At 56.3% G+C, this 12,335-nt stretch carries 11 protein-coding genes; 6 read left to right on the top strand and 5 right to left on the bottom strand.

Going from position 1 to position 12,335, the window contains the following annotated elements:
- Positions 1-21: 21 nt before the first annotated feature.
- Genes Q0802_RS04635 through ugpC form a run of 4 tightly spaced genes read right to left on the bottom strand, consistent with a single transcriptional unit; the run spans position 22 to position 3,754 of the window.
- The gene (locus tag Q0802_RS04635; RefSeq protein WP_298914266.1) at positions 22-792 is read right to left on the bottom strand and encodes a glucose 1-dehydrogenase; all 771 of its coding nucleotides are present in this window, start codon (positions 790-792) and stop codon (positions 22-24) included.
- Positions 793-795: 3 nt separating this feature from the next.
- Positions 796-1,353, bottom strand: a complete 558-nt coding sequence (locus Q0802_RS04630; RefSeq protein ID WP_298914263.1) for an SIS domain-containing protein — start codon at positions 1,351-1,353, stop codon at positions 796-798.
- Entirely contained in the window at positions 1,350-2,711 is a 1,362-nt protein-coding gene (locus Q0802_RS04625) for a sn-glycerol-1-phosphate dehydrogenase (protein ID WP_298914260.1), read from the bottom strand. Before Q0802_RS04625 ends, Q0802_RS04630 begins: the two co-directional genes overlap by 4 nt.
- Positions 2,708-3,754: a sn-glycerol-3-phosphate ABC transporter ATP-binding protein UgpC gene (ugpC, locus tag Q0802_RS04620; RefSeq protein ID WP_298914258.1), complete on the bottom strand. Its 1,047-nt coding sequence runs from the start codon at positions 3,752-3,754 to the stop codon at positions 2,708-2,710. The genes Q0802_RS04625 and ugpC overlap by 4 nt, the downstream gene beginning before the upstream one ends.
- A 138-nt stretch (positions 3,755-3,892) precedes the next feature.
- Here ugpC and Q0802_RS04615 point away from each other — a divergent pair, with 138 nt between their 5' ends.
- The 6 genes from Q0802_RS04615 to Q0802_RS04590 all read left to right on the top strand — a co-directional run bounded on the left by Q0802_RS04615 (position 3,893) and on the right by Q0802_RS04590 (position 11,048).
- Positions 3,893-5,242, top strand: coding sequence for a sugar ABC transporter substrate-binding protein (locus tag Q0802_RS04615; protein ID WP_298914255.1), 1,350 nt, complete (start codon positions 3,893-3,895; stop codon positions 5,240-5,242).
- A gap of 68 nt (positions 5,243-5,310) precedes the next feature.
- A complete protein-coding gene (locus Q0802_RS04610) occupies positions 5,311-6,186 on the top strand; it encodes a sugar ABC transporter permease (protein ID WP_298914250.1) in 876 nt (291 codons plus the stop codon).
- Between the two features lie 3 nt (positions 6,187-6,189).
- Positions 6,190-7,008, top strand: a complete 819-nt coding sequence (locus Q0802_RS04605) for a carbohydrate ABC transporter permease (RefSeq protein WP_298914248.1) — start codon at positions 6,190-6,192, stop codon at positions 7,006-7,008.
- Positions 7,009-7,022: 14 nt separating this feature from the next.
- Entirely contained in the window at positions 7,023-7,991 is a 969-nt protein-coding gene (locus Q0802_RS04600; RefSeq protein WP_298914245.1) for a sugar-binding domain-containing protein, read from the top strand.
- Positions 7,988-9,448: a xylulokinase gene (gene xylB / locus Q0802_RS04595; protein ID WP_298914242.1), complete on the top strand. Its 1,461-nt coding sequence runs from the start codon at positions 7,988-7,990 to the stop codon at positions 9,446-9,448. The genes Q0802_RS04600 and xylB overlap by 4 nt, the downstream gene beginning before the upstream one ends.
- A 220-nt stretch (positions 9,449-9,668) precedes the next feature.
- Positions 9,669-11,048 carry a DUF3179 domain-containing protein gene (locus tag Q0802_RS04590; protein WP_298914239.1) on the top strand — a complete coding sequence of 460 codons (1,380 nt, stop codon included), beginning with the start codon at positions 9,669-9,671 and terminating at the stop codon, positions 11,046-11,048.
- A gap of 301 nt (positions 11,049-11,349) precedes the next feature.
- On the opposite strand, the gene Q0802_RS04585 is transcribed toward Q0802_RS04590, so the two are convergent.
- The gene (locus Q0802_RS04585; RefSeq protein WP_298914236.1) at positions 11,350-12,327 is read right to left on the bottom strand and encodes a sugar-binding transcriptional regulator; all 978 of its coding nucleotides are present in this window, start codon (positions 12,325-12,327) and stop codon (positions 11,350-11,352) included.
- Positions 12,328-12,335 lie beyond the last annotated feature (8 nt).

Genomic DNA, 12,335 nt, shown 5'->3' with positions numbered 1-12,335 from the left:
TATGGACCCCAAATCCTCGCATCATACGCTTGAATAGCCCCCTTCAATCATCATCAGTGCGCCGTTCACCAGATCAGATGCGGGCGACGCGAGATAAAGGGCCATATCCGCAATCTCGACCGGCTCCCCGAAGCGACCCAGCGGCGTTGCCGCCAGAAAAGGGCCGGATTTCTCGGGTGGACTCCAAAGCTTGCGTCCCATCTGCGTCATGACGACAGTTGGGCAGATAGCGTTCACCTGGACGTTATGCGGGGCGAACTCGGTCATCAAAGCTTTGGTCAGCGCATTTAGTCCGCCTTTGGAGGCGGCATAGGCTGCATGATCAGGCAGCGCAATCACACCGGTTTGCGATGAAATATTAATGATCTTACCGCGTTTTTGCGCGATCATCTTCGGCGCCAGTCCTCGGGCCAGGATAAACGGTGCGCGCAGGTTCAGCGCCATTGTCCGGTCCCAGTCCTCCAGCGAAAACTCTGTCGCCGGGCCCACAATCGCAGTGCCAGCACTGTTGACCAGAATATCAACTGTCCCCGCCATTGCCAGAGCGCGGGAAACCACGCCCTCTGCGCCATCGATCTCGCCGATATCCGCAGGGATGATCCGGCAGTTTCCCCCCGTTGCCGCAATATCAGATTGCAGAGCAGCAAGCTTGTCCTCATTCCGCCCGGTGGCGATGACGCGTGCGCCAGCGTCGGCAAAGACCTCACAGATTTCCGCGCCTATACCAGAGGATGCCCCCGTCACCAAGGCAACGCGATCTTTGATCGCAAAGCGTTCCTGCCAGGCCGTCATTGTTTACTCCATATTCGTGTGAAAGGCGCGCATGTCTTCTGCGGAAACTCCTTTTGCATCCCGCAAATGCAGGATCAGCATTTCGAAGAACATGAACATCACCGCCTCAAAAAGCGACCCCATCGGCAATATTGAACCGTCACCGCCTTGATCATTGGCCATTGTCTGGGCCGACAGCAGAACAACGTGATCTGCGGATTTCGGGACAATCCCATCCTGTTCAGCCGTCACACATAATACCTGCGCCCCAGCGATCTTGGCCTGTTTGATCAACCCCGCGACGGTGGAAAAATACCCCGGACCGGCACTCACGATCAGCAGATCACCTTCCCCGATGTGTGGTGTGGTCATGTCCCCGATCATATGCGCGTCAAGGCCAAGGTGAAAAAGCCGCATGGCCAGAGATTTGATCATCAACCCCTCGCGGCCCACTCCGTATAGCGCGATGTGGTTGGCGCTCAAGATCGGGGACGCCATAGCAATCACCTGATCCGGCAAGGCGTTTTGCAAGACATCACCGACTTCCTCATTTGCCCTGTGGGCGAGTTCTGAAAGATTCATATTTTGCCTCCATGAGCGGCGAGCTGATCAAGCTTTGGCAGAACCTCGGAGAGTGCGCGCTCAAAAAGACCCGTTTCCTTGAGGAAATCGAGGATCGTATACCTGCTGCGTATGTAAGCTGCGGCTCTGATCGTTCGCTCCAGATGGACTGAACTGACCCCAATATCTTTTGCAAAGGCCGGTGCCCCGGCCATTTTGAGCATCGCAACCATTTCACCTGTGCGAAACAATTGTTGGCGGATGATTCCACGCGTGTCCTGCCAATAAGTACAAATGCGTTTCAGCCTGTCCGCGTGCAGCGCGGGATCAATCCATTTTTCCTGCGTTTGCAGAACGGCCCGATCTGCGATGCGTGCGTCCGGAATGACCCGTCTAAGTTCATCCAAAGCCGCATTCAAATCGGGAACAGGGCCAGTGATCTGTGATAAATCCTGCCCGAGCAACCAGTCATAAAGGGCCAACGTGACAACACAGCCGACAGCAACAGCGGCACCGTGACTGACCTTGCGCCCCTCCAAGCTGAGATCTTCCATCTCCCACATATGGGCGATCTGATGATCCGCGCCGGAGGCCGGACGCGATGAGCCATGAAACTCCATTGCGAAGCCAACAGCCGTGAGCCCAATGAAAAGCCGCGCCGTCGCATCGCGATCCCCGTGAGCCAATGCCTGCGGATCGCAAAGCCAGCCGCGCAAATGGTCCTGAACCAATGGCCAGGCGGTTGCATCTCTTACCTCTGCGCCAACAAGTTCTGCCAGCAACCAGTCCCCACCCGCCGGAGATTTACCCGCCAGATCGCCGTAGCCCCAACCGGTCATCTCTGCGGGTGCCTTGGCGATCACATCAAGATCAGCAATCAGGGCCATTGGCGCGCGGGTGGGAATCGTCACTTTGAACCCCTCCCGGGCTAGCGGGGCACCGGCACTGGTATAGCCATCCATCGACGCCGCCGTCGCAACACTTACGTATTGCCGATTTGTCTCGTAGGAGGCGAATTTGACCAGATCATTTATCACACCAGATCCCACCGAGACCGGCAGCAGCAAGGGATCAGATTTGAGCGTCTCGATGAAAGGTTCGGCTTCTTCAACCGAAGCCTTGGGCAAAGGATCATCGTTCAGGATCAACTGATCAACGGCAAACCCGGCGGAGGCCAGTTGATCCCGTGTGGCATACCCCGCCGCATCAAAGCCCGCGCGATCGGCGAAAAGGATCGCTCTTTGCGACGATGTTACCGATGCGGCAACTTCACCAACATGCGTGATCGCCCCGCGGTCAATAATCAGATGCTTTGTCACGGCGGATTTGGCGACCGCGGGCGCGATGAGGTTGTCAAATTGCGCCTTCCAGTGGCTCATACCGGCGCGCCTCCGGCGTTATTCGACAAGGTCACCCCGTTGGCATCGAACTGATGCACCCGGTGAGCGGGCATCGAGATACTGACGCTTTGCCCGGCCTTTGTCGCGTCTTCTCCATCGGTTTTAACGACAAGGCGTTCGCCATCATCACCTTGCAGGTAGAGGTAACTCTCGCCACCCAATTGCTCTTTTACCGCGACATTCAGATCGACGTCGCCCTGCCCCACCTTTCCCAGAACAATATGTTCCGGGCGGATGCCAAGACGAGCTGTCTGCTCCTGCCGCGAAAGCGATCCGGCAAAAATGGACGTGGTGTCAAAAATGTTCATTGCCGGCGACCCGATAAACCCGGCCACGAATTCCGAAGCAGGCCGGTGATAGAGGTCCATCGGACTGCCGACCTGTTCAATTCGACCAGCGTTAAGCACAACAATCTGATCCGCCATGGTCATGGCTTCAACCTGGTCGTGTGTCACGTAGATCATTGTGGCGTTGAGTTGATCATGCAGCGCTTCGAGCTCTACCCGCATCTGAACACGCAGCTTTGCATCCAGATTGGAAAGCGGTTCGTCAAACAGAAAAACCTTGGGCTTCTTTACAATTGAACGACCAATTGCGACGCGCTGCCGCTGTCCACCCGATAGCTGACCTGGCTTGCGGTCCAGCAGTTCACTGAGCTGCAGTATCTTGGCGGCCTCTTCGACCCGGGCGTTGCGTTCATCTGCCCCGACGCCTCCAACTTTCATCCCGAACTCCATGTTCGCGCGGACGCTCATGTGCGGATAAAGGGCATATGATTGAAAAACCATCGAGACATCGCGATCAACCGGTTCAAGCTGCGTCACATCCTTGCCGCCGATCTCAACAGTCCCGCCGTCAACTGATTCGAGACCGGCGATCGTGCGAAGCAACGTTGACTTGCCACAACCGGACGGCCCGACAAAAACCACGAAGGCCCCATCCGGCACGCTGAGCGACACATCAAAAAGGGCCTGCATTGCCCCGTAAAACTTGCTTATTCCGCTTAGATCAACTGTCGCCAAAGATCTGACTCCCTTGTGGTCGCAGCACGCCTTTACCGATGACCTGCCGACATTTTCATGTTGACATCTGCGCCATTCATTACATTTGTATGTGATCCGATACAAATGGATGTCAACAGTTTCCGATGGGAGGAACACATGAAATTCAAAAAAATGTTGGGCACCACCGCAATGGCCGCAGGCCTGTGTTTTGGTGCATCAAATGTGCTGGCCGATGGTCACGCATGGAGCCTTGAGAAAGCCGCTGAACCTTATGCCGGCACCACTGTCGATGTCGTGTTCTTGTTACGCCCGGGATATGAAGCGATCGAAGCGATGCTGCCTGAATTCGAGGAAGCAACCGGGATAAAAGTCAATATTATCAAGCATCCTTACGAAAACGCGCTGGGTGAACAGGTTCGGGATTTCGTCGCAGGCGGCGATCTTGATGTCGCGCTGATCGACCTGGTCTGGATCGGTAATTTCGCCGAGAACGACTGGATCGTCCCGCTGGACAAGTTCACCTCAAATCCCGATCTGGCGGACCCCGATCTGGACATGGATGACTTCTTCCCGTTGGTCCTGAACGCCTTTGGCGGCTGGAACGGCACAATCTACGGCTTGCCCGTCGACAACTATTCCGGATTGCTGTTCTACAATAGCTGCATGCTGGAAGAAGCCGGATTTGATGGCCCGCCAAAAACCTGGGATGACTTGAAAAACGTCTACGGCCCCGCGCTCACCAAGGACGGCAAATACGCCTACGCCTTGCAATCCAAACGGAACGAGACACAATCTGCGGATAGTTTTGCGCGCATGCTCTGGCCCTTCGGCGGATCGTTCCTGAATGACGAATTCAAATCGAACCTGATGTCGGAAGAAAGCCTTGCGGGTCTGCAATTCCGGCAGGACCTGATGCAATATATGCCCGATGGCATCGTCGCCTATGATCACGCGGAAACCGTGAACGCGTTCAGCCAGGGTGATGTGGCCATGATCACCGAGTGGTCGGCTTTCTATTCCACTGTTGTCAGCCCGGAGACCTCGAAAATTGCTGATTGTGTGGAAATCGCACCGGAACCCACAGGACCAGCGGGACGGAAGCCTGCTCTAGGCGGGTTTTCCATGGCCGTCGCCGCGCAGGCCGATGATGCGGAGCAAGCGGCAGCCTACCTGTTTATCCAATGGGCCACATCCAAGGCGAACGCAGGTGAATACCTGGAACGCGGTGGGGTGCCCGCACGACAATCGGCCTATGCCGATCCCGCATTGGCTGACACCTACAAGTTCATCCCCGCCCTGGTCGAAAGCTGGCAGGATGGTGTCCCGGAATTCCGTCCGCGCTTTGCCGAGTGGCCGGAAATCACCGAGATCGTGCAGGAATGGGGCACCAAGATCATGCTGGAAGAAGTCAGCATTGAGGAGGGTGTAACCGAGCTGGGTGCGCGCATGGAAGAAGTGCTTGAGGACGCCGGATACTACAGCGGTGACAAACCACTCGCGCAATAGCCACCGCCAGCCTAACATTGACGGCGGGGGCGCTTCGGCGCCCCTCTGCCCCGTAAAAGGTCATCGAAATGCCCGGCAAAGTTCCCAGAAAAACGATCTTCGCCTTTATTGGCCCCTCCGTCATCGCATTGGCCGCAATCGGCATTGTACCTTTGCTCTACGCGGCCTGGACCAGTCTGCATTTCTATAATCTGACCAAGCTCAAACGCGTCAAATTCATCGGGCTGGAAAACTACTGGGATGTACTGACAGATTCCGTTTTCTGGGAAGCGATGGGGCGCACGTTCACCCTGCTAAGCATCGCTCTGCCCTTGCAACTGGCGCTTGGCTTGGGGATTGCGCTGATCTTGCACAAGCCCGGCCTGACATTATTGAAAACGCTGGCACGGCTGTCTCTTGTGCTGCCAATGGCGACGACCTACGCGGTCGTGGGCCTTCTCGGCCAGGTCATGTTCAATCAAAAATTCGGTGTGGTAAATCAGTTTCTGTCCCCATTTGGCGGTGGCAACATCAATTGGATCGGCGATCCGACAAACGCATTCACCATGATCATTTTCTGGGATGTCTGGCAGTGGACCCCCTTTGTAGCGCTTGTTTTGCTGGCGGGCCTTACGATGGTCCCCGATGAGATCGAAGAAGCCGCGCGCCTCGAAACCAAAAGTTGGTGGACTGTTCTGCGCTACGTCCAGTTACCCTTTCTCATGCCCGGGTTGGTGGCGGTCCTGATCCTGCGCACCGCGGATACCCTGAAACTCTTTGATATGGTTTTCACGCTCACACGCGGCGGGCCCGGATCCTCCACCGAGCTGATATCATTGATGATTCAGCGGGTCGGGTTTCGGGCGTTTGATCAAGGGTTAGCCTCTGCTCAGGCGATCATTTTGCTGATCATCACGATCATTTTGAGCCAAATCTACATTCGCGTCTTCTACAAGGAAGTCTGAGCCATGACCTCGTCCCGCTCTATCTGGATACAAAGCCTGTTGCTTCTGGCTATTCTGCTGGTCTGTGTCTTCCCATTCTACTGGATGGTCACCACATCCTTGAAAACCCAGGTGGTGGCGTTGGAGAGCCCGCCGGTCTGGTTGTTTGAACCGACCTTGGCAAACTACCGCGAAGCGCTTTTCGACGATGGTGTGCTGCGCACGCTGATGAATTCCCTGATCATCGCAATCAGCACCACAGCGCTGGCGATCCTGCTGGGCGTGCCCGCAGCCTTCGCCCTTGCCCGCTTCGAGTTTCGCGGCAAAAAGGACCTGTGGTTCTGGTTTATCACCAATCGCATGGTATCCCCCATTGTACTGGCCCTGCCGTTCTTCCTGATCGTGCGCCAGCTGGGGATGCTCGACAGGCACATTACGCTGATCCTGATTTACCTGACTTTCAATTTGCCGATTGTCATCTGGATCTGCACCGATCAGTTCCGCGGCATACCCTATGATCTCGATGAAGCGGCGCGGATTGAAGGCGCCTCGCAATGGATCATCCTGCGGAAAATCTGCCTGCCGCTGGCGATGCCGGGTGTCGCCGTATCTGGGATATTTTCTTTTATTTTCTCATGGAACGAACTGATGTTCGGGCTGGTCCTGACGCGTACAACCGCAAAAACGGCGCCTGCAATGGCAGTGTCTTTCATGGAAGGATACAACCTGCCTTACGGAAAGATCATGGCCACATCGACATTGATCGTGATCCCGGTGTTGATCTTTGCGTTGCTTGCCTCCAAGCAGTTGGTTCGCGGCCTGACCATGGGTGCCGTGAAGTAGGGAGAGGAAAATTCATGCCCCGCGCGCCCAAGACCAATACTGTTGACGCCGAAGAGCAACTTTTGGTTCGGCTGGCCTGGGCGTGTGAAATGGAAGGCATGACCCAGGCGGCGGCGGCGGAGAAATTCGGCCTTACCCGCCTGCGCGTCAACAAATCTCTGCGCGAGGCAAGGGCCCGCGGCATTGTTCGCGTCGCGGTCAATTCGGTTTACGCGCCCTGCGCGGAGCTTGAGTGGAAGCTCTGCAATGCCTTTGGTCTCAAAACGGCATCGGTAGCTCCGATCGCGGGTGAGCAGTTTGACCTGCATACCATGATTGGATCATCGCTCGGTCAATACCTCGCCAGCTACCTGAGCCAGCGAGATGTAAGGCTTTTCGGTATGTCATGGGGCAATACGCTCAATATGGCGACGCGTTTCATGCAGCCGATCAACCGCCCTGACCTTGAGATCATCTCCGTCATGGGCGGGCTTTCCAAGGGCTCCGATCTCAATAGTTTCGAAATCACCACGCGGCTCGCGGACCTGTGCAACGCCGAGCACAGTTATTTCACGTCGCCAATCTACGCCGGATCGCGGGAAAGCCGGGATATTCTTGTCGCGCAGGACGTTTTCCAGTCCACGATCGAGAAAATCCGCCGAGCGGATGGGATCGCCCTTGCAGCGGGAGACATGCAGAAATCATTGCTGATCAAAGACGGGATGCCGCCGGATATCGACCTTGAGAGCATCCATGCAAGTGGTGCTGTTGGTGACATCATGGGTTACTTTCTCAGCGCGAATGGGGATTTGGTGGATCACCCGATCAACGAGCGCGTTCTGGGGTTGGAGTTGCCCGATCTGGATCAGATCGAAAACGTCATCCTTGCCGCAGGCGGCCTCAACAAAGTGCCGATCATCAGGGCGTTGCTGACACGGGGGTGCGTAGGGACATTGGTCACCGACGAACATACGGCCTTGGCGGTACTGGACCAGGCTAAATGAGCATCTTTGCCGGCATTGATCTCGGCACCTCCGGCATCAAGATCGCCCTGATTGATGCCGACGGTCAATGTCTCGCGCAAGCGTCGCGCTCTTGCGCAGTTGACCGACCACACCAAGGCTGGTCACAGCAGGAACCGGATCTATGGTGGCACCTGACCACAGAAATTTTCGACGAACTGGCCCAGAACCAATCGAAACTGATGTCCGGTATTGTCGGCATTTCGCTGTCCGGTCAGATGTTGGGGTCGGTGCTGCTTGACGGAAAAAACAGACCGGTTGCTCCTTGCCTTTTGTGGAACGATCAGAGATCGCTGGCGGAGTGCCAAATACTTCTCGACCGGGTTCCTGACATCGGCTGGCGCACAAACGGACAGCCTGATCCAGGATTGACGGCCCCCAAACTTCTTTGGATGGCGCAACACTGGCCAAGTGCACTGGATCGCGCGGACATCCTGATGCTGCCCAAGGATTACGTTCGTCTAATGATGACAGGCGAGCGTGCGAGCGATATATCGGACGCCTCGGGCACCATGCTGCTGGATTGCGCGACGGCCAGCTGGGACGACGAACTTATCGAAGCGGCCGGTTGGGACAGAAGCAAGCTGCCCAGTCTTTTACCCTCCTATGCAGCCGCCGGCTATCTGAAGTCCGAGCTGTCCGAGCGATGGGGCATGCCATCGCGTGTTCTGGTCGCAACCGGGTGCGGCGACAATTACGCGGGCGCTCTGGGCGTTGGTGCCGCGCGCCCCGGAACCGCTGCACTTAGCGTAGGGACATCGGGTGTTCTCTCGGCAGTGGATGACCGATTTCGCCCCAACCCCGAAAAGGCGGTACTGACCACTCCACACGCGGCTCCGGACACCTTTCTGTCTATGGGCGTGGTCATGAGCGCCACGCAATCGCTCGACTGGATCGCGGATTTGACCGCCACCTCTTCTGCTGAACTGGCCACGCTTGCGGATCAAAAAATCGCTAATATCGGCATGAGCGCCTTCCCAATTGCCCGGCCGAGCCTGACCGGCGTGCGCACTCCAGACAATCGCCCTGACGCGCTAGCGGCTCTATCAGGGATTTCGGCAATCACGGACAAAGTTGATTTGGCCTATGCCATCATGGAGGGCGTCGCCTTTCAGTTTTACGACGCTTATCTGGCGCAAACCCAGTCCGGTGTTCCTATAAACGAAATGGTAGCGGTGGGGGGCGGCACACGGTCTGATCTCTGGGTGCAATTAATCGCCAGCCTCATGAACATTGAAATGATGGTTCCGGTGAATGGCGATATCTCTGCCTGCATCGGTGCCGCGAAACTTGCGCAATGCGCCGCCAGCCCGTTGGAGACCTCGGAAATTCTGCAACGCAAACAAACAATCAGCAGAAGCGTTTCCCCGCGCCCAGAGTGGCGAAACGACTTGCTTGAACGGCACCAGAGATATCGGGAACTGCCATTCCACGCATGACTTGGGACCGGTGCCTGTGCGCTTGAGTGACTTGCATGGCACGGCCCTGCTCTCTTTCGACACGTATTGCAACAAGACGCCCCTGGAAAACCGAGGCTGGTGGGCAATTTGACCTCACACATACAGACACATTCGCGGCAACCTGCGCGGTCTCACGATCTCTTTAGTTGCAGTTGAATACAGAGCGTTCCAGCTTGGTGGCATTCACGGAGGCTATCCAATGACCCTATCGCGACGCCAATTTTCCGCTCTGGCGCTGTCGTCCGCATTCGTACCGGGAAGTGTGTCGGCACAGCAATCTTCCGAAGACAAGGCACTTCAGGATGCCCTGGATGCTCAGGTTTTTGGAACAACATCAGAATACAAGGCCGCCCTGCAACTCATCGAAAACCGTGGGAACCCGGATATGGCGGCGGGTCTGATCCGGGCATTGAGGTTTACGGAAGGGCGACGGCGCGAAGTGGCAGAGGTGCTGCAAAACATCACTGGCCAGTCGCATGGAACCCGTTGGTTTGACTGGATGCTTTGGCAGGAACGCAATCCGCAGATTGTTCCCCATCCTGCGCAGATCGCGTTCACGCGGCGTGTTTTGCTGCAAATCGATCCCAATTTTTCCGACTTTCTGAAAACTGAGTATCTGGCGCGTGACAAGATGCGGATACGTTTGGAAGAGATCGCCTGGGGTGGGGTCCGCAAGGATGGCATTCCCTCGCTTGACAACCCGCAACTGATCTCAGCCAGCGAAGCATCCTACCTGCGCGGGTCGGATCTGGTGTTCGGCGTGTCGATCAATGGCGATGTCAGAGCCTATCCGCTGCGCATCATGGGGTGGCATGAGATGTTCAACGAAGTCATAGGGGGCGTGCCTGTCGCACTCGCCTATTGCACGCTGTGCGGATCGGGCATTCTGTTTGAAACGCAGCTTGCCGGTCGATCAAAACCGCTGGTTTTCGGGTCTTCGGGATTTCTCTATCGTTCCAACAAGCTGATGTTTGATCGCCAAAGCCATTCACTTTGGAACCAGTTCACCGGCAAGCCGGTGGTGGGGCCGCTGGTCAACTCCGGGATTGAGCTGAAACAGCGGCCGGTTGTCATCACAACATGGGACAGGTGGAAAACATCCCATCCCGGCAGCAAAGTTCTGTCACTCGACACGGGTCATCGGCGCAACTATGGGTCCGGAGTTGTCTATGCCAATTACTTCGGTTCCCCTGACCTGATGTTTCCCGCCGTCGTAGATCAAAGCGAACATCGCCAGAAAGACTATGTTTTCACCATCCGCCAGTTCGGGGCCGCGCGGGCCTGGCCGCTGGATGCATTCGCCAAAGAGCGGCTGATTAACGATGGGATCAACAGTACAAACCTAGTTCTGATCGGGACTGCGGAAAGCCGTAGCGTCCGCGCCTATGAGCGGGGCAATCATACATTCGAGCTTTCATCGGGTGGGTTGAAAGCTGCGGACGGATCGGAGTGGATCATCACCGAAGACGCTCTCGTCGGTCCTGACGGCACCCGCCTGCCGAGAGTTGCGGGCCACATTGCCTATTGGTTCGCCTGGGACAACTACCTCAGCGATGCCGCTACGGTTTACAAGGGCTAGGGGTGTTCGGGCTGATGCCATCAGACAATGGAAGCCCTGCAGTTTCAAAGTGATAAGCATACATCCGGCTTGACCATGCACTCCGTTTATTCGGCAAGGGTTTGCGCGTCGTCGGGTGTGGGCAATCCGCAAATGCTTTGTGTCGTTCGAAAACCTGTCAAGCACATCGCGAATATCAGTCCGATGATTGCACCACATCGATCACCCCCCGCGACACGATCCATCTATATCGCTGAGACGGATTGCATAAAGGCAGAGCCCCAGCGGTTGCTGGGATAGATCGCCGACGACCGGCGATAGCCTAGCCCGACAGTTCCTGTAGGTTGTCCATTTCCGCGAGCCGTCCGGCGGTAAATTTATCGGTGATCAAAAGGTCTATTACACCGGTTCGCAAAGCGCCCCGGATTGAGTCCGTCTTGGATTGCCCACCGGCCAAGGCAATGACGCGGTCAATCTGAGACAGCTCCTCCAGTGACATTCCGATGACCCGCTCATCCAGCGGGGTTTTCACAAAATTCCCATCCGCATCAAAAAACCGCAGGCTGATGTCGCCGACGCCGCCAGCTTCTTCCACGGCAGCGAGCTCCCGACCAGAGAAGGTATTTCCCGACCGCGCCAGCATGCTGGAGGGTTCCATCGCGCCAATCCCGACGATGGCTAAAGTAATTTTGCCGAACATGTCCATCGTTTCACGCACATAGGTGTCTCCAAGCAACACAAGCTTGGCTTCGCGTGATTGCGCAACGCCCGGGGCACTGAGCAAATGCGCCTCCGCACCGGTGAGTTTGGCGAGCCGCGTGGTCAGCTGGTTCGCATGAATCTGAACGGTCGGATCACCCATGCCACCCAAAGTCTGGACCACATGTTTGGCCTTCCCATTTTTCATCGGGTGAATATTGTCCACCATCTTCAAAATGGTTTCCGACCAGCTGGAAACGCCAATTACCTCATCAACTTGCAAAGTAGCTTCGACAAAATGGGCGGCGGCCTCACCGATACGTGCCATAATGGCCCCATCGCGATCTTCGGAGCACTCAACCACGATGGCCTCACTCAGATCGAACTTGGTGCGCAAAACCGTTTCAAGATCGGCGTAGGTCCCAGAGGGCGTCACGACCGTCGTCCGAACAATCTCCTCTTCCTGCGCCCGTTTCAACATCCGCGAAACTGTCGCCTGGGATATCCGCAGGTGAGCCGCAATTGCAGCCTGTCGCTGTCCTTCGATGTGATACATCTGGGCAACCCGGGCGATCATACGAAGCTCATTTAGGCGGGACATGAGAAACC

Origin of the sequence: uncultured Roseobacter sp. (genome assembly GCF_947495275.1) — a bacterium.
Classification (GTDB): Bacteria; Pseudomonadota; Alphaproteobacteria; order Rhodobacterales; family Rhodobacteraceae; genus Roseobacter.
This window is presented reverse-complemented; position numbering and strand designations above follow the sequence as displayed.

What these genes read in the sequence shown, in the direction of transcription:
- Q0802_RS04635 (WP_298914266.1), bottom strand. Translation starts at nt 792, where the DNA reads ATGACGGCCTGGCAGGAACGCTTTGCGATCAAAGATCGCGTTGCCTTG.
- Q0802_RS04625 (WP_298914260.1), bottom strand. Translation starts at nt 2,711, where the DNA reads ATGAGCCACTGGAAGGCGCAATTTGACAACCTCATCGCGCCCGCGGTC.
- Q0802_RS04630 (WP_298914263.1), bottom strand. Translation starts at nt 1,353, where the DNA reads ATGAATCTTTCAGAACTCGCCCACAGGGCAAATGAGGAAGTCGGTGAT.
- xylB (WP_298914242.1), top strand. Translation starts at nt 7,988, where the DNA reads ATGAGCATCTTTGCCGGCATTGATCTCGGCACCTCCGGCATCAAGATC.
- Q0802_RS04590 (WP_298914239.1), top strand. Translation starts at nt 9,669, where the DNA reads ATGACCCTATCGCGACGCCAATTTTCCGCTCTGGCGCTGTCGTCCGCA.
- Q0802_RS04585 (WP_298914236.1), bottom strand. Translation starts at nt 12,327, where the DNA reads ATGTCCCGCCTAAATGAGCTTCGTATGATCGCCCGGGTTGCCCAGATG.
- Q0802_RS04615 (WP_298914255.1), top strand. Translation starts at nt 3,893, where the DNA reads ATGAAATTCAAAAAAATGTTGGGCACCACCGCAATGGCCGCAGGCCTG.
- Q0802_RS04605 (WP_298914248.1), top strand. Translation starts at nt 6,190, where the DNA reads ATGACCTCGTCCCGCTCTATCTGGATACAAAGCCTGTTGCTTCTGGCT.
- Q0802_RS04610 (WP_298914250.1), top strand. Translation starts at nt 5,311, where the DNA reads ATGCCCGGCAAAGTTCCCAGAAAAACGATCTTCGCCTTTATTGGCCCC.
- Q0802_RS04600 (WP_298914245.1), top strand. Translation starts at nt 7,023, where the DNA reads ATGCCCCGCGCGCCCAAGACCAATACTGTTGACGCCGAAGAGCAACTT.